The sequence below is a fragment of the Pseudoalteromonas sp. 20-92 genome, assembly GCF_030847595.1.
Taxonomy (GTDB): Bacteria; Pseudomonadota; Gammaproteobacteria; order Enterobacterales; family Alteromonadaceae; genus Pseudoalteromonas; species Pseudoalteromonas fuliginea.
The window spans coordinates 257,350-275,349 of record NZ_JANJGQ010000003.1 but is presented as its reverse complement, the minus strand read 5'-3'; the positions used below and the strand labels follow the sequence as shown (position 1 = coordinate 275,349).

General features: G+C 39.2%; 15 protein-coding genes. 14 read left to right on the top strand and 1 reads right to left on the bottom strand.

All coding sequences use genetic code 11. The features are described 5' to 3' along the window. Positions 1 to 144 precede the first annotated feature (144 nt). The 10 genes from rpoE to pdxJ all read left to right on the top strand — a co-directional run bounded on the left by rpoE (position 145) and on the right by pdxJ (position 8,851). Positions 145 to 726, top strand: coding sequence for an RNA polymerase sigma factor RpoE (rpoE, locus tag NRL14_RS05020; RefSeq protein ID WP_007377533.1), 582 nt, complete (start codon positions 145 to 147; stop codon positions 724 to 726). A gap of 1 nt (position 727) precedes the next feature. Next, positions 728 to 1,342 carry a sigma-E factor negative regulatory protein gene (locus tag NRL14_RS05015; protein WP_033028990.1) on the top strand — a complete coding sequence of 205 codons (615 nt, stop codon included), beginning with the start codon at positions 728 to 730 and terminating at the stop codon, positions 1,340 to 1,342. Positions 1,343 to 1,346: 4 nt separating this feature from the next. After that, positions 1,347 to 2,297: a MucB/RseB C-terminal domain-containing protein gene (locus tag NRL14_RS05010; protein ID WP_033040040.1), complete on the top strand. Its 951-nt coding sequence runs from the start codon at positions 1,347 to 1,349 to the stop codon at positions 2,295 to 2,297. Positions 2,298 to 2,317: 20 nt separating this feature from the next. Continuing rightward, a complete protein-coding gene (locus NRL14_RS05005; RefSeq protein ID WP_306724138.1) occupies positions 2,318 to 2,767 on the top strand; it encodes a SoxR reducing system RseC family protein in 450 nt (149 codons plus the stop codon). A 275-nt stretch (positions 2,768 to 3,042) separates the two neighbouring features. Next, complete coding sequence (gene lepA / locus NRL14_RS05000) at positions 3,043 to 4,830, top strand: translation elongation factor 4 (protein WP_007377529.1); 1,788 nt, start codon at positions 3,043 to 3,045, stop codon at positions 4,828 to 4,830. Between the two features lie 16 nt (positions 4,831 to 4,846). Further along, positions 4,847 to 5,782, top strand: a complete 936-nt coding sequence (gene lepB / locus NRL14_RS04995; RefSeq protein ID WP_033040038.1) for a signal peptidase I — start codon at positions 4,847 to 4,849, stop codon at positions 5,780 to 5,782. Between the two features lie 2 nt (positions 5,783 to 5,784). Beyond that, a complete protein-coding gene (gene rnc, locus NRL14_RS04990) occupies positions 5,785 to 6,462 on the top strand; it encodes a ribonuclease III (RefSeq protein WP_007377527.1) in 678 nt (225 codons plus the stop codon). Further along, on the top strand, positions 6,452 to 7,384 hold the full coding sequence (gene era, locus NRL14_RS04985; protein WP_007377526.1) for a GTPase Era: 933 nt from the start codon (positions 6,452 to 6,454) through the stop codon (positions 7,382 to 7,384). Before rnc ends, era begins: the two co-directional genes overlap by 11 nt. Before the next feature lie 20 nt (positions 7,385 to 7,404). Beyond that, on the top strand, positions 7,405 to 8,097 hold the full coding sequence (gene recO / locus NRL14_RS04980) for a DNA repair protein RecO (protein ID WP_007377525.1): 693 nt from the start codon (positions 7,405 to 7,407) through the stop codon (positions 8,095 to 8,097). A 22-nt stretch (positions 8,098 to 8,119) separates the two neighbouring features. After that, positions 8,120 to 8,851 carry a pyridoxine 5'-phosphate synthase gene (gene pdxJ / locus NRL14_RS04975; protein ID WP_007377524.1) on the top strand — a complete coding sequence of 244 codons (732 nt, stop codon included), beginning with the start codon at positions 8,120 to 8,122 and terminating at the stop codon, positions 8,849 to 8,851. Between the two features lie 27 nt (positions 8,852 to 8,878). Here the strand turns inward: pdxJ and barA are convergent, their stop codons facing one another. Continuing rightward, positions 8,879 to 11,665 carry a two-component sensor histidine kinase BarA gene (gene barA, locus NRL14_RS04970; RefSeq protein ID WP_306724137.1) on the bottom strand — a complete coding sequence of 929 codons (2,787 nt, stop codon included), beginning with the start codon at positions 11,663 to 11,665 and terminating at the stop codon, positions 8,879 to 8,881. 124 nt (positions 11,666 to 11,789) lie between these two features. Here barA and rlmD point away from each other — a divergent pair, with 124 nt between their 5' ends. The 4 genes from rlmD to NRL14_RS04950 all read left to right on the top strand — a co-directional run bounded on the left by rlmD (position 11,790) and on the right by NRL14_RS04950 (position 17,866). After that, a complete protein-coding gene (rlmD, locus tag NRL14_RS04965) occupies positions 11,790 to 13,115 on the top strand; it encodes a 23S rRNA (uracil(1939)-C(5))-methyltransferase RlmD (RefSeq protein ID WP_007377522.1) in 1,326 nt (441 codons plus the stop codon). Positions 13,116 to 13,123: 8 nt separating this feature from the next. Beyond that, entirely contained in the window at positions 13,124 to 15,280 is a 2,157-nt protein-coding gene (relA, locus tag NRL14_RS04960; RefSeq protein ID WP_008134814.1) for a GTP diphosphokinase, read from the top strand. A 2-nt stretch (positions 15,281 to 15,282) separates the two neighbouring features. Continuing rightward, on the top strand, positions 15,283 to 16,077 hold the full coding sequence (mazG, locus tag NRL14_RS04955; protein WP_306724136.1) for a nucleoside triphosphate pyrophosphohydrolase: 795 nt from the start codon (positions 15,283 to 15,285) through the stop codon (positions 16,075 to 16,077). 154 nt (positions 16,078 to 16,231) lie between these two features. Next, the gene (locus tag NRL14_RS04950) at positions 16,232 to 17,866 is read left to right on the top strand and encodes a CTP synthase (protein WP_033015319.1); all 1,635 of its coding nucleotides are present in this window, start codon (positions 16,232 to 16,234) and stop codon (positions 17,864 to 17,866) included. Positions 17,867 to 18,000: the final 134 nt, after the last annotated feature.

The window sequence follows — 18,000 nt, the reverse complement described above, 5'->3', positions numbered from 1 at the left end:
AGCCTAACGCTGTTATTTATGAACTATTTTATAAAAAAATAATATTAAACAGAACTTTTTATTCATGTAGAGGTCAGAGTATTTGTGAACAATAGCGACACTATGAATAACAAGCAAAAATCAGACATAGGAGTACCGGCTCGAATGAGCGAGCAGGAATTAGATTTAGCGCTAGTAAAAAGGGTTCAGCAGGGTGATAAAAACGCCTTCAATCTATTAGTAAAGAAGTATCAAAATAAAATTGCAGGTTTGATATCACGTTATGTATCAAACCAAGGTGATATTGCAGATGTAGCACAAGAAGCATTTATAAAAGCTTATCGTGCACTTCCAAACTTTAGAGGTGATAGTGCCTTTTATACTTGGTTATACCGTATTGCCGTTAATTGTGCTAAAAATTACTTAGTAGCACAGGGCCGTAAACCGCCAGCAAATGATATCGACGCTGAAGAAGCTGAATTTTATGACTGTGCGGATTCGATGCGTTCAAATGCATCCCCTGAAAATCTACTTTTAAGCGAAGAAGTACGCGCTGTTATTTTTAATACGATTGATAGTTTGCCTGAAGATCTTAAAACTGCGATAACCCTAAGAGAAATCGAAGGGATGAGCTATGAAGAAATAGCAGTGGTCATGGATTGCCCTGTCGGGACGGTGCGTTCGCGTATCTTTCGTGCCCGAGAAGCAATTGATAACAAATTAAACCCATTAATAGGCGAGTCTTAGTATGACGAAAGCACACCTTAACAAGTTAGATAACGAAGTGTTATCGGCATTACTTGATGGCGAACAACATCTAACTGATGCAAAAATTGCAGAGCAAGATGTAACCACGTTTGGCCGTTATGCGTTAATTGGTGATGCAATGCGTGCTCAAAAAAATAATAATGACATACATATTGATATTAGCGATCGCGTTGCATTAGCATTAGAAAGCGAGCCTGTTTATGCTGACTTCAACCAGCCAAACACAGAGCCTCAAGCAGTCACTGAAACTGTAAAAAATAATGTAGTTGCTTTTAATTGGCGCAAACCTGTTGCCCAACTAGCGATTGCAGCAAGTGTGGCAATGTTTGCTATTGTGGGCGTTAATACACTTCCGCAAAGTAACAATCAGCAGCAAAGCGAAATCCCTTTACTGCAAACTACCCCTTTAACAGGTATGGCTTCGCCAGTAAGTTACTCATCTGAGCCAGCGCTTGAAAATGCTGAACAAGGCTTACGTGAATTGCAGCAACAACGTATTGGCGCATTAGTTTTAGAGCATCAACGACAAGCACGTGTTGCTAACTCGCTTCAAACAGCGCAAAATAGTATAAAAGCGCAAGAGGAAAAAAACTAATTAAATGAAAGTAATCACTTTTATTCTGTCGTTGGTAGTTAGCTTTACTGCATTTGCCAACGATATAAATCCTGCCAAAGATTTATTACTTAAAATGGCTAATGCCGTACATAACCGTAATTTTGATGCTTCATTTGTGGTTGTTAAGGGTAAAACAATGGAACCATATCGTTGGGTCCATGCCAAACAAGGCGACACAGAGCTTGAGCATTTAAGTTTACTCAATGGCGCAGGCCTTGAAATGGTTCGTGTTAATAATCAAGTCACTTATTTTGAACCGCAGTCAGAGCCATACTCTCTTAAAACTGATTCGATTGCTGGCCCCATTCCTGAAGTGTTATTTAAAGACATTGAGCGTTTGAGCGCACATTATGATTTTGTAATGGGTGGTAAAGGGCGCATTGCAGGGCGTGCGGCTCAATTAGTTCGAATTGAATCCAAAGATGAATTCAAATATAACTACTGGATTTGGCTTGATATGGAGTCGTCTTTACTTTTAAAAGCAGCGTATGTGAACCACGAAGGTGAGGCGCTTGAACAGCTACAGCTAACTCATGTTAGTGTTACTGAACAGCCTGCTAGTATGCTGTTGGAAGTACTCAATCGTAACTTTCCAACGCCTCTACCAGAAAGTGATTTAGGTGGTGCAGAGAATACAGCAAAGAATTGGAATATAAACTGGTTACCTAATGGCTTTGAATTATTAAAATCTGACAGGCATAAACTCGATTTAAATAATGAGTTAACAGACTATTATTTATTTTCTGATGGTTTTGTTGAGATCTCTATATTTATACAGCGACCTTTACCTGGTAAGCGTTTAAGCGGTGCATTAACATCTGGTGCAACGACGGTATATGTGCATAATGGCGGTAATTTTGATGTATCGGTTGTTGGTAATGTACCGAGTATGACCGCAAAAGCAATTGCAGAGTCAGTTACCCGCGCACTATAGGCGATTCCGTAAGGATTGTTATGATTGAACAAACCCTCACAGTTGTGGCCCTTGATGGCCACATTGCTCATTTAGAAGCGCAACAAAAGCAAGCTTGCGAAGGCTGTAATGGTCGTTGTGGATCACAAGTGTTTGGCAAGTTATTCGGCACCGCAAAAAAAACCTTTCCATATAGATTCGATTTACCAGTCGAGGTCGGTCAAAAAGTTACTTTGTCACTTGATGATAGCCTCGTTGTTAAACATGCTTTTGCTGTATATATGTTACCTTTACTTTTAAGTCTAACGTTTGCATTTATTGCTTCTGAGTTACTTTTAATGGCCGAGGGTTGGCAAATCTTAGCGGCGGCTTTAGGTGGCATTACTGGATTTTTTATTGCTAAAACTCGTGTTAAATCACTTAAGCACGATATAAAAGTAATAAAAATTCATCCAATTAGTATCCCTTTAACTCAAATAGATGGTGATTGACGCCAATTAAATGTAAAATTGCCGTTTTATACCAAAGTAACTTGGAAATACAGGGAATTGTGGTTTTTAAAATTATTTTATCTGACTGACTTATTTAAGTTTATTAAGCATAACTTATTGTTATTCATTAAATAAAATGATTATAACCCATCTTAAAAAGCGTGGGCTAAGTCTGTAATTTACAAACTGAGCTTATGGCATCCTAAAGCAAGTATTTTCAAGTCACTTAGGTATTCATATTTAGTCCATTAAAATAGAAGTATAGAATCCAGTTTATGAAGCATATCCGTAATTTTTCGATCATCGCCCATATTGACCATGGTAAATCGACCCTTTCAGATCGTTTGATCCAAGTTTGTGGCGGTTTAACCGACCGTGAAATGCAAAAACAAGTTTTGGATTCAATGGATATTGAGCGCGAACGTGGTATTACCATTAAAGCGCAAAGTGTAACGTTGAATTACAAAGCGAACGACGGCGAAACCTACCAACTTAATTTCATTGATACTCCAGGACACGTTGATTTTACGTATGAAGTGTCGCGTTCTTTAGCTGCATGTGAAGGTGCACTACTCGTTGTTGATGCAGGCCAAGGCGTTGAAGCACAAACACTAGCTAACTGTTACACCGCTATTGAAATGGAATTAGAAGTAATTCCAGTACTTAATAAAATCGATTTACCGCAAGCAGACCCTTTACGTGTTGCAGAAGAAATTGAAGAGATTATTGGTATTGATGCCCTAGATGCTGTGCAGTGTAGTGCTAAAACAGGCGTAGGTATTGCTGAAGTACTTGAAATGATTGTTAAAGATGTTCCGCCACCAGTAGGCGACAAAGATGCACCTTTACAAGCACTTATTATCGATTCTTGGTTTGACCCATACCAAGGCGTTGTATCACTAGTGCGTATTAAGCACGGTGAATTACGCACTGGCGATAAAATAAAAATAATGTCGAACGAGCATATCCATACTGCCGACCAAGTGGGTGTGTTTACACCTAAGCAAACCAACACCGGTATTTTAAGAACAGGTGAAGTAGGGTTTGTTATTGCGGGCATTAAAGAGATACATGGTGCGCCAGTAGGTGACACTATTACTCATCAAAAAAATGCAGCTCCACTTCGCTTACCTGGCTTTCAAAAGATTAAGCCTCAGGTTTATGCGGGTATGTTCCCAATTGCATCAGATGAGTATGAATCATTCCGTGATGCACTTAACAAATTAAGCCTAAACGATGCGTCGTTATTCTTTGAACCAGAGAATTCAACCGCACTAGGTTTTGGTTTCCGCTGTGGCTTTTTAGGCATGCTACACATGGAAATCATTCAAGAGCGTTTAGAGCGTGAATACGATATTGATTTAATAACAACTGCACCTACGGTAATCTATGAGATAGTTACTAAAGAAGGTACATTTCAGATTGATAATCCGTCTGATCTACCTGCTGTAAACGATATTGTAGAGATTCGTGAACCAATTGTTGAAGCAAATATTTTGGTACCACAAGAATACCTAGGTAATGTTATTACCTTATGTATTGAAAAACGTGGTAGTCAAACAAAAATGACTTATCACGGTAAGCAAGTAGCTGTTACATATGAGCTACCTATGGCTGAAGTGGTCATGGACTTTTTTGATAAATTAAAATCTACAAGCCGTGGTTTTGCATCGCTTGACTATAACTTTAAGCACTTCCAAACATCAGACATGGTGCGTGTTGATATTTTGATCAACAGTGAACGTGTTGATGCACTTGCGATTATTGTTCACAGAGATGGTGCACAATCTCGTGGTCGTCAGTTAGCTGATGCATTGAAAGAACTTATTCCACGTCAAATGTTTGATATTGCGATTCAAGCAGCGATTGGACAGCATGTTATTGCACGTACCACAGTCAAGCAATTACGTAAAAACGTAATCGCTAAGTGTTATGGCGGTGATGTGAGTCGTAAGAAAAAATTACTTAAAAAGCAAAAAGATGGTAAAAAACGAATGAAGCAAGTAGGTAATGTTGAAGTGCCTCAAGAAGCGTTTTTAGCTATTTTAAAAGTTGGTAAATAAAAACAAAGGATTATAAATGGCTGGTTATTTTTCAGTTTTATTGGTGCTATTAACTTTGGGCTCAGGCTTAATATGGTTAATAGATCACTTACTGTATGCACCTAAAAGGCAAGTGCTTTTAGATATAGCGCAAAAGTCTGCAGGTGCGCCGTTAGATGACGAAACAGCTGCATTAATAGCGCCAGAGCCAGTAATAACAGAAACGGCAAAGTCGATTTTTCCGATGATTGCTGCGATTACTATTTTTAGATCATTTATCTTTGAACCGTTTCAAATTCCATCGGGTTCAATGATGCCTACGCTGCTAGTTGGTGATTTTATTTTAGTGCAAAAGTACTCATATGGAATAAAAGACCCTGTTTGGCGTACCCAATTAGTTGATATGGGTGAACCTGAACGTGGTGATATTGTTGTTTTTAAATACCCGTTAGATGAAAAAGTTGACTATATTAAACGTACAATAGGTTTACCTGGCGATAAAGTTGTTTATCGTGATAAACGTTTATATATTCAGCCTAATTGTAAAGAAGGCGAAACCCAGCAGGGTGAGCTTTTATGTAATGAATTCAATAAAATTGATTTTAAATTAATTAATGATAACGAATTTAAACAAGGCCCAATGCCTCTAGCTCGCGTAAATGAAAATTTAACAACAGTTACGCATGATATTTTAATCAACCCACAAGCGCCTGAAAGAAAAGGGCGTTATTACCAGCAACCGGGCACGCCTTCTGATGAATGGACTGTTCCTGCTGATCATTATTTTATGATGGGTGATAACCGCGACAACAGCCAAGATGGTCGCTTTTGGGGCTTTGTACCAAAAGAAAACTTGGTGGGTAAAGCTGTCTTTATATGGATGAGTTTTGAATTTGAGAATGGCCCTGATGATATTTTACCAGGATGGGTTCCAACTGGTGTTCGCTTTGAGCGCCTAGGTAATATTCAGTAACAATGAAAAAAAATGTAACAGAATTATATGACAAAATTGGCTATGTATTTACTGATCAAGGTTTACTTGAACAAGCAATGACGCACCGCAGCCATAAAGGCCAACATAATGAGCGACTAGAATTTTTAGGTGACTCTATTTTGAGCTTTGTGATTGCTAATGCACTTTATGCCAAATTCCCTAAAGCGCGTGAAGGTGATTTAAGCCGTATGCGCTCAACACTTGTACGAGGTCAAACTCTTGCCGAGTTTGGTCTTGAATTTGGCTTGGGCGATTATTTACGCTTAGGTCCGGGTGAGCTTAAAAGTGGCGGATTCCGTCGTGAGTCAACGCTTGCCGATGCAGTAGAAGCAATTATTGGTGCTGCATTTTTAGATTCAGGTATCGACCGCTGTGGCGAGCTTATATTAGCGTGGTATGAATCTCGCTTGGATGCTATTTCACCAGGGCTTAATCAAAAAGATCCGAAGACCCTGCTGCAAGAGCATCTACAAGGCCGTAAGTTGCCTCTTCCAGGTTACACTGTGGTTGATACTAAAGGCCAGGCACATAATCAAACATTCACGGTTGAATGTATTGTTGATGGAATGGATAGCATAATTTCTGTTGGTAGCTCACGCCGCAAGGCTGAACAAAAAGCTGCCGAAAAAGCATTGAAGATAATTAAAAATGAATCTTGATACCCTAATACAGCCTCGTGAAGGTGATGTAGATACGTTTTGTGGCATGGTCGCAATTGTAGGACGTCCAAATGTTGGTAAATCGACTTTACTCAATGAGATCATTGAGCAAAAAGTAAGTATTACCTCACGTAAACCACAAACAACGCGCCATCGTATTATGGGTATTCATACCGAAGGTAAACATCAAGCTGTTTACATCGATACGCCAGGGCTACACGTTGAAGAAAAGCGTGCTATTAACCGCTTAATGAACCGTGCAGCGTCTAGCTCAATCGGTGATGTAGAGCTTATTATATTTGTAGTTGAAGGCACTCACTGGAATGCTGATGACGACATGGTACTGAACAAAGTATCGCAAAGTGGTAAGCCAGTATTATTGGTTATTAATAAAATAGACCAAGTTAAAGACCGCGATCTTGTATTGCCTCATATGAAGTGGTTAGGCGATAAGTTTGATTTTGTTGGTATTATGCCTGTGTCTGCAAAACAGGGAAAAAATATAGACTTAATCAAAGCTGAAGTAACTAAGCGCTTACAACCGTGTGAGTTTTACTTCCCTGAAGATTACGTCACAGACCGCTCAATGCGCTTTATGGCGGCTGAAGTTATCCGTGAAAAATTAATGCGCTTCATGGGTGAAGAATTACCGTATTCTGTTACTGTTGAAATTGAACAGTTTAAATGGCAAGACAACGGTATTTGGCATATCAACGGATTAATTCTTGTTGAGCGCGAAACACAAAAACGCATGGTTATTGGTAATAAAGGCGAAAAGCTAAAAACCATTGGCCGTGAAGCCCGTAAAGACATAGAGGAAATGCTTGATAACAAAGTGTTTTTAGAGCTTTGGGTGAAAGTTAAATCTGGTTGGGCTGATGATGAACGAGCACTACGAAGCTTAGGTTATGGTGAAGACTAAACCAATAATTAGTATTATCTATGGATAGCGACTTCTACACTGCTTATTTATTGCATCGACGTCCTTACAGTGACTCACAAGTAATGCTTGATATGCTTGTAGAAGGCGTTGGGCAACTTAGAATGATTGCACGCATTAGTGGCCGCCAGGCCACTAAACATAAAGCTCAGTTACAACCTTTTCAACCACTACTTGTCCATTACAGTGGTAAATACGATCTAAAATACATCAATAAGTTTGAGCTACATGGCACACCACTTTTTTTAAAAGGTGATGAGCTTTATTGTGGCTTTTATTTAAATGAATTAACTAACCGAATAGTGCCTATTAATGAACCTATAGAACAGGTTTTTCATCTTTATAAAACGCATTTAGAAAACCTAAACAGTGGGGCTAATTTACAAGCTGTGCTTCGCTCATACGAGTTTCAATTATTAGAGCTACTTGGCTATGGCGTCGATTTTAGTTTTGATGCCAGTGGTGAACCAATAGACGAGACGCAAACGTATAGTTACTTTCCTGAGTTTGGTTTTTTAGTGCAAGAAGATACGCGTTCTGGCTTTAGCGGTTTACAACTAAATGCGATAGCAAATCATGACTTTAGCCAAACTGATGTGTTATATATGGCAAAACAATTAAGTCGATATTTATTAAAGCCTTTGTTAGGTAATAAGCCATTAAAGAGCCGTGAGCTTTTTAGTGCTTCTCAATAATCGTAATTTTACAGGTAAAATAATGAAAGATATTCTTTTGGGTGTAAACGTTGATCATATTGCAACGCTTCGCCAAGCGCGTGGAACTACATATCCAGACCCTGCTCATGCAGCCAGTGTTGCTGAGCACGCAGGCGCCGACGGCATTACAATTCACTTACGTGAAGATCGTCGCCATATTCAAGACCGCGACGTTTACGTGATGGCTAAAACGATTCAAACACGCATGAATCTTGAAACAGCTGTTACCGATGAAATGATAAAAATAGCGCTTGAAGTAAAACCTGAGTACGTGTGTTTAGTACCTGAAAAGCGCGAAGAATTAACAACCGAAGGTGGCTTAGATGTAGCGGGTAATATAGATAAAATTAAAGCCGCAACAAAAACGCTTACTGACGCAGGCATTAAAGTATCGTTATTTATTGATGCAGATAAAGTGCAATTAGATGCAGCCAAAGAATGTGGTGCTCCTTATGTAGAGATACACACAGGCGCGTATGCTGATGCAACAAATGATACCGATTTACACAAAGAGTTAGAGCACATTCGTGAAGGTGTTAAATACGCAGCGAGTTTGGGGTTGATTGTTAACGCGGGACATGGACTTCATTATCATAATGTAAAACCGATTGCAGCAATGCCAGAAATTTACGAGCTTAATATAGGTCATGCTATCATTGCTCGCGCCGCGATTGATGGATTGGAAAAAGCAGTCCGCGATATGAAACGCCTAATGCTTGAAGCACGAACTTAAGTTATTTTAGTTAAAAAGACACGCTTATTATAGCGTGTCTTCTTCAGATTTTTCAGCTGATTTTGAATCGAGAAGTAAGCTTTCAAGTTCATCTTGTAGCTCAAAAAGTTCTGGTTCTATACTCTCAAGTATACATTCGCTCTTAAGTGATGTTTCGATGGTCTCTGCCAATGACTTAAGTCTTGGTACACCTGTGTAACAACACGCTCCATGGAACTTGTGGACAATGCTTAGCACTTGTTTACAACTGGTGTCATCAATTGCTTTTGCAAGTAAGCTAAGTGTTTCAGGTATGCTTGATAACAGCATGTTGAGCATTTCAAGAGCAAGCTCATTTTTACCACCAGCACGTTGCAGTGCTAATGCCCAATCTATACGATTACTTTCGAAAGGAGCAGGGCTTTGTGGTACTTCATTTTTTGTTTTATCACGATTAACAGGTGTCTGCGGGCTATGTTCGCTGATTATCTGTTTCAACATGTCTTCATCAATAGGCTTGGTTAGGTAACCTTTAAAGCCATCTTTAAGTAGCTGCTCTTTTTCGCTATTCAGTGCATGAGCAGTCACTGCAATGATTGGTGTATCTTCGTTTAGAGATGACTCTTGAATAAGTTTACATGCAGTAATACCGTCCATAATTGGCATTTGTATATCCATAAAGATGACATCATATTTATGGCTTTTACTTAAACTATAAGCCTGTGAGCCGTTATGAGCGGTTTCTATTACTTCAATCTGTTCACTTAATAAAGTATGGAGAAGCTTTAAATTAGCATCGTTATCATCAACGACAAGTACTTTAAGTGGAAGTAACTGGTGTTCATTCTGCTCAATATTATGAACAGGGTGGTCTAGTCTGTATGGTGCTGCAAGTACTTCACACAGTTTTCGGTGGTTAAGTGGTTTACTTAAACACGCATCAGCACCACTGCCTATAAACGCTTCTCGCATATTGTGCGAAACTGTATTTAACATTAAATATAAGTAGTCAGTCGATTCGCGAACTGATTTTACATAGCTTTTTAATTGCTGCATATCATCAACAGAAGCCATGTGGCCTATTAAGCAAATATCGTATTTATGCTCTTTATTTGTTACAGCGTCTAAAAAACTGGTTTCGTTAAAGCAGGCTGTAACTGATGTTTGCCACTGTGTTAATAACGATAGAACAGCGTGATGAGTATGCTCATGCGGTTCTAAATATAAAATACGTTTACCAATGAGAGATTTACTCGGTAAATCGTTGGTAAATACGTGATTCGGTAATCTAAATATACTGTTGAATGTGAAACACGTGCCGTTACCAGGTGCTGAGTTGAGTGTTATTCGGCCATTCATTGCTTCAACAATATGTTTGGTAATGATAAGCCCCAAGCCCGTGCCACCGAATTTTCGGGTAATACTTGAATCAGCTTGGCCAAATGGGGTAAACAGTGAGTCTTGTTTATTCATAGGAATACCAACACCCGTATCAGTTACTGAAACTAATAAAGAAGCACGCTCTTCATCAAGTAATCGGTAACTTACATCTACTTTTATAGAGCCTTTTTCAGTAAATTTTATAGCGTTACTTAATAAGTTTATAAGTATTTGTTTAAAACGAGTTGGATCGCCAGTTAAGTCATCAGGGACTTGTTGATTAATATAAATAGATAATTCAAGTTGCTTATCATGAGCACTCGGAGCGAGCAATGTCATTACTTCGTTTATGGCATCCCTAAGTTGAAACTGAATTGATTCAAGTTCCATTGCACCGGCTTCTAATTTAGAAAAATCTAAAATATCACTAATAATCGTCATCAGGCTATTTGCAGAAAGCATAATAGTGTCGAGGTAATCTTTTTGATGTTTATTTAGCGGTGTTTTATAAAGTTGTCGTGTAAAACCAATCACCCCATTTAAAGGGGTACGTAGTTCGTGACTCATTTTAGCTAAAAAATCAGACTTAACTCTGTTAGCATCTTGCGCTTCTTTTTTTGCCATCGTGAGCTGGATATTTTGAGTTTCGTACTGCTCTAATGTTTCACGATAATCACTGGTTGCTTGATCGATGTTTTTTTGCATTTCATCTTTTTGCATTACCATTGTATGGGCTATCGTATTTAAACCTTCCCGCAATAGTTCAAACTCACCGATCATGGTATCAGTTAGTCCCGTATTTCTTTTTCCTTCAACCAACTTGTCGGTGGCAAGTACGAGTTTATTAAGTGGCGTCATAAACATACGACTAAGTCTTAATGCTAAAATAGCGGCAAACACCAAAGATAGAATAATAACAATACCGCTTATTAATAGCGCACGTTGTTGGCCTATTACAGCTTGATCTTTATTTAGCTGTAAAATAACCGTGCCTAAAGGTGATTGTAATTGAGTCGGTTCCCATTTCAAATCTTGGCTAGTGTGATTAAAAATGGGGGTAAAAAACGTGACGAGTTCATCTGACTTTTGCACTTGAGTAGTCTTTAAGTTTTGCATTGCTTTTTGATTAATTAATTTATCAAAAGAGCGATGATAATTACTGGTCATGATGAGCTGATTATTATCATCAAAAATGGCAATCGATTTTACTGTGGGTGAGTGCTTATTATGGGTATAGCTAATTAGTCGATTAAGCAGTTGTTTGTTTTTTTCTTGTAGTGGTTGTTCAAGCGCAATTGCTAAAGGCTCTGAAATAGTAGTCCCTTGTTGATATAAAATTTCATCAAGCTCAATGTAACGATTTATTGTAAAATACCCACCAAGTAACAATCCAATGATCACCGTCGGGATCAGGGTCAGTGTTAAAACAGAATCGCGTAAGCCTAATTTGGTCATAATGGAAGCATTTTTATCATTATTAGTATCCTTTGAGTATATACGGATCAACACCTATTCTCAAAGCATCTACCATCGTTGAAGATCAATTGTTTTAACCAATAATTATTTAAGGTAATGCCAAATGGCACAAATTTTTAAAGCTAAAAAACAGCCGCTACAAAAAAAGTCAGTGGTACTTGATATAACAGCAATGGATCATCAAGGGCGTGGTATAGCTAAGCATAATAATAAAGTGTGTTTTGTTAGTGGTGCTTTACCTAACGAACAAGTTAAAGCAACAATAATCGATGATAAAGCCCGCTACAGTAGCGCGGCAACGCAAAAGATTATTAAAGCAAGTGATGCACGCGTAACCCCTTTTTGTGAACATTATAATCACTGCGGTGGCTGTCAATTACAGCATTTAGAGACAAGCCAACAAGTTATTGAAAAACAAACGGCTGTTAACCAGTTATTTGAAAAGTTCGCCAAACAAAAAAACTTAAATTGGGAGGCGCCATTATTAAGCAAGTCAACGCATTACAGGCGCAGCGCCCGTATTGCTGTTATGTTTGATAAAGCGGCTAAAAAAATACGCGTGGGTTATAGGGCGAGTGGTTCTAAAAATATTGTTAGTATTAACCAGTGTGCAGTATTGAGTGAAGCATTCGCAGATGTATTTACACTTTTTGATAGTTTAATTAATCAACATAAATCGCTGCACAGTATCAGTCATTTGCAATTGTGTGAAAGCGACGAGCACAGCTTTGTTGTTATTCGTCATACAAAAACAATCCCCGACGAGTTTAAAATATTAGTCGAGCAGGCTACTGCAAGTCATAAATATGAGATTGTATGGCAAAGTGAAAGTGACGTGATTGAACATTCACACTTTGCGATGCCGTATTATTATTTAAAAGAATTTGATCTTAAGTTTGAATTTGGTTTAGGTAATTTTATCCAAGTAAACGCGCAAGTTAATCAAGCTATGCTAAAGCAATCCGCAGACTGGCTTAATTTAAATGGCGATGAAAGCGTATTAGATTTATTTTGCGGCATTGGTAACTTTTCACTCGTGTTGGCAAAACAAGCAAAAACAGTTATTGGCGTAGAAGGTGTTACTTCAGCGGTTGCAATGGCGGCTCAAAATGCGCAAACTAACTCTATTACCAATGCCGAGTTTTATTGCTTTGATTTAACGCAAAAAATACAAAATGCGCCGTGGTTTAGTAAAGATTTAGATGTATTAGTGTTAGACCCATCTCGTACTGGTGCAATGGCTGTTTTAGAGCAACTACCTTTAAAGCAGTTTAAAACAATTTTATATGTCTCTTGCGACCCTGTTACTTTAGCCCGTGACAGCGCTATTATTTCGCAAGCAGGCTTTGAGCTTAATAAAATAGGGCTAATGAATATGTTTCCTCATACAGGACATATCGAAACTATGGCGTTATTTCAACGGAGGTAAAGCGCATTATGGTAGCTACACGTCAATCACATCAGCAAGTTGAAACAGGTGATTTTGCGACTCGTCTTAAAGTACTCAAACTTTGTGCTGAAAAGGCGGAGATGCTTAATCAAGCGCAAGCACTGTGTGTTAACAGTAATAGTCAGAGTCGACAAAATACAGCCATTGAAATGGTTGAGATTTTAGTTGAGTTAAATCTTGATGCTGAATCGTTAGCGACGGCGTATTTAACCCCATATTTTTTAGATGGCTTAGTGCCTTTAGAAGTGATCGAAGAGCAGCTAGGTAGTAATGTGGCCATACTGCTAACAGGCGTTGCGCAAATGGCGACTATTAGCACTTTATCGCATCAAGGCAAAGGCACGGTGCAAGTCGATAACATTCGAAAAATGCTGTTAACCATGGTTGAAGATGTCCGTGCAGTGGTTATCAAGTTAGCTGAGCAGGTTTGCCATTTACGTAACGTAAAAGATGCTGGCGAAGAAGATCGCGTTATTGCTGCAAAAGAAACTGCCGATATTTTTGCCCCACTAGCTAATCGACTCGGTATTGGGCAATTAAAGTGGGAGCTTGAAGATTTATCGTTTAGGTATCTTCGTCCTGATATTTACAAAAATATTGCTAAGCAACTCGATGATAAACGTTTAGCACGCGAAGCTTATATGGAAGATATGGTGGAGCAAGTCAAAAGCCGTTTGAGTGAAGCAGGCATAGAGGCTGAAGTTTACGGTCGACCTAAACACATTTACAGTATTTATAAAAAAATGGCGCAAAAAAACTACGAATTTGATCAACTGTTTGATATTCGTGCTATGCGTATTGTGGTTGAGCGCTTGCAAGACTGCTACGGTGCGTTGGGTATTGTGCATACCAATTGGCGTCATCTTAATAAAGAGTTTGACGATTACGTCGCGACGCCGAAACAAAACGGCTATCAGTCTATTCATACCGTGGTATTTGGCCCTGAAGGTAAAACTGTAGAAATTCAAATACGTACCCAAGATATGCACCAAGATGCAGAGCTGGGTGTGGCAGCGCATTGGATATATAAAGAAGGCGCATTACCAGGGCGTGGCTCGGGTTATGAGCAAAAAATTAGCTGGCTACGTAAATTACTGCAATGGCAAGAAGAAGTAGTTGATGGCGGCGATTTAGCTGAAGAGCTTAAAAATCAGGTGGTTGAAGACCGCGTATACATATTTACACCCAGTGGCGATATTATTGATTTGCCACTTGGCGCTACACCGCTTGATTTTGCTTATTATATTCATTCGAACGTTGGCCACCGCTGTATTGGTGCAAAAGTATTTGGCAAAATAGTGCCGTTTACGCATCAACTTACAACTGGGGATCAAGTAGAAATACTGACACAAAAGCAACCTAATCCGAGTAGAGATTGGTTAAACCCGTCACTAGGTTACATTAAGTCATCGCGTGCAAGAGCTAAAATACATCATTGGTTTAAGCAACTTGATCGCGACAAAAACTTAAGTGCTGGTAAAGAAATACTTGATAATGAACTGCAAAAATTAGGTTTAAGCTATAAAGCTCTAGAGCCAGCAATAAAGCGGTTTAACTTTAAAGAGCTTGACGATTTAATGGTTGCCATTGGTGCGGGTGATGTACGCCTCAATCAAATGCTAAATTTTGTTACCGACCGCACAGAAGACGAACCGGTAATTCGTATTAAAGCACCCAGTAAAGTAACGGGTGATAAAAACGGCATTGTAGTTGATGGCGTTGGTAGTTTAATGAGCCATGTTGCAAAATGTTGCCGCCCTGTACCTGGCGATGAAATTATCGGCTATATTACGCAAGGGCGTGGTATTGCGGTGCATCGTGAAGATTGTGACTCATTTAACCACCTTAAGGCACAACACCCAGAGCGTGTTATTGCAGTGAGTTGGTCAGACGATATTAGTGGTTCATATGCACTAAGTATTAAAATAGAAGCAACCGATCGTTCAGGGCTAATACGCGATATAAGCTCAGTACTTGCTAACGAAAAAGTCAACGTACTTAATATGAATGTAAATACAGTTGAAGATAATCAGTTAGCAGTGTTCACAATGCAAATAGAAGTACATGACTTATCGGGTACTAACCGTGTTCTTTCTAAGTTACACCAAATTGAAGGTGTACACGATGCCAAGCGTGGTCATTAACCATGAATGATAATGCAGCGCTTACACAACTTCTTAGCATAATGAACACACTGCGAGATCCCAAGGGCGGTTGTCCGTGGGATCTCAAGCAAGATTTTAAATCTATTGTGCCGCATACATTAGAAGAAGCATACGAAGTTGCTGACTGTATTGAGTCAGGCAACTTAGGTGAGCTTAAAGGTGAGCTCGGTGATTTGTTATTTCAAATCGTGTTTTATGCCCAACTAGCTCAAGAGCAAAACCTATTTGATTTTAATGATGTAGTTGAGCAATTAAACAGCAAATTGATCCGTCGTCATCCACATGTATTTGCCGATAAAAAAGTACTCACTGCTGAGCAATTATCGCAGCAGTGGCAAGCAATAAAAGCGCAAGAACGCAGTACCAGAGCAAAAAGCGAATCACCTTCCTTTTGGCAAGGTATTCCTGCAAATATGCCAAGTTTAAGCAAAGCTAAAAAAATCCAACAACGCGTGGCTTCTCTTGGTTTTGATTGGCCAACGTATCATGGTGCTCTTGATAAAGTGAGCGAAGAGGTGCTTGAAGTAAAAGAAGCGATTGAACAGGACCCTTTGTCGGATCATACCGCAGAAGAACTTGGCGACTTACTTTTTGCAACCGTGAATGTAGTACGCCATGTAAAACGCGACCCTGAGCAACTTCTTCGCAGTGCCAATGATAAGTTTTCAACGCGCTTTGAAAAAGTCCAAGAGTATTTAAATGCACAAGGCAAAAGTTTAGATACTGCCACCTTTGAAGAAATGGATCGCGCATGGGATGCGATTAAAAAATTGTAATTAAATTATGCACATTTTTTGTGCGCACATTTGCTATTTTTAGCTGGATTGATAAGCCGTGTTTTGGTACAATTTCGCCCCGTCTTGATGATATACCCTTAGGCTCTTCTTTGGGTGTTATATTCCTTTTAATTCCTGATATTCTAGGGTTCGCATGAGTACAAAATTTATCTTCGTTACTGGCGGAGTTGTTTCTTCGTTGGGTAAAGGTATTGCAGCAGCATCGTTGGCAGCTATTTTAGAAGCCCGTGGTTTAAATGTTACCATTTTAAAGCTGGATCCTTACATCAACGTTGACCCAGGCACAATGAGCCCAATTCAACACGGTGAAGTATACGTTACAGAAGACGGCGCAGAAACTGACCTTGATTTAGGTCACTATGAGCGTTTTATTCGTACCAAAATGACTAGTCGTAATAACTTCACACAAGGCCGTGTATACGAAGACGTATTACGTCGTGAGCGCCGTGGTGAATACCTAGGTGCAACTATTCAGGTTATTCCACATATCACTAACGATATTAAGCAACGTGTATACGACGGTGCTGAAGGTTATGATATTGCTATTGTAGAAATTGGCGGCACAGTAGGTGATATAGAATCACAACCGTTTATTGAAGCAATTCGTCAGATGGGAACTGAAATTGGTCGCGAACGCGCGCTATTTATTCACTTAACGTTAGTGCCATTCTTAGGCCCTGCCGGTGAAGTGAAAACTAAACCAACTCAGCACTCTGTTAAAGAGTTACGCTCAGTCGGTATTCAACCAGATATTCTTATTTGTCGTTCTGACCGTAAACTACCAAATAATGAGCGTGCAAAAATCTCATTATTCACAAACGTAGAAGAAAAAGCGGTTATTTCACTGCCAGATGTAGACAGCATCTATAAAATTCCAGCATTATTAAAGTCGCAAGAATTAGATAATTTTGTATGTCGTCGTTTTCACTTAGATCCACCAGAAGCTGATTTAGCTGAGTGGGAACAAGTACTTTATCAAGAGTCTAACCCAACAGGTGAAGTGACAATTGGTATGGTTGGTAAATACATTGAATTACCAGATGCGTACAAATCGGTTAACGAAGCATTAAAGCATGCGGGCCTTAAAAACCGTTTAACAATTAATATCGAATACGTAGATTCACAAGATCTTGAAAGTAAAGGTGTTGAGTTACTCTCGCATTTAGATGCTATTTTAGTGCCAGGCGGCTTTGGCGGTCGTGGTGTTGAAGGTAAAATATTAGCGGCTAAATATGCGCGTGAAAATAAAGTGCCTTACTTAGGTATTTGTTTAGGTATGCAAGTAGCGCTTATTGAATATGCACGAAATGTTGCAGGCCTTAGTGATGCAAACTCAACCGAGTTTAATGCAAAATCTGCAGCACCTGTTGTTGGTTTAATCACTGAATGGCTAGATGCAGAAGGCAATGTTGAAACGCGTGATGCTGAATCTGATTTAGGTGGCACAATGCGTTTAGGCGCTCAAAAATGTCATTTAACACCGGGCTCTAAAGTACATGAAGTATACGGTAGTGATGAAATTGTTGAGCGTCATCGCCATCGCTACGAAGTTAACAACAACTTTGTAGAGCAGTTAGAAAAAGCAGGTTTAAGCTTTACCGGTTTATCAGAAGATAAAAAACTGGTAGAAATTATCGAAAATAAAGATCACCCTTGGTTTATTGCCGCGCAGTTCCACCCGGAATTCACGTCAACACCACGTGATGGTCACCCGCTATTTGAAGGGTTTGTAGCAGCCGCTCATATCCACCAAAAAGCGTCATCGTAATTTAAAAAGGCCGTGCATATTGCACGGCTTTTTTGTTTTAAGGGCTGACTAATACCCATTTTATTAAAAACATGAGCATTGTATCGCATTAAATAACTCACTCACTGCGTTAAAAATTACTCATATAGAACAAC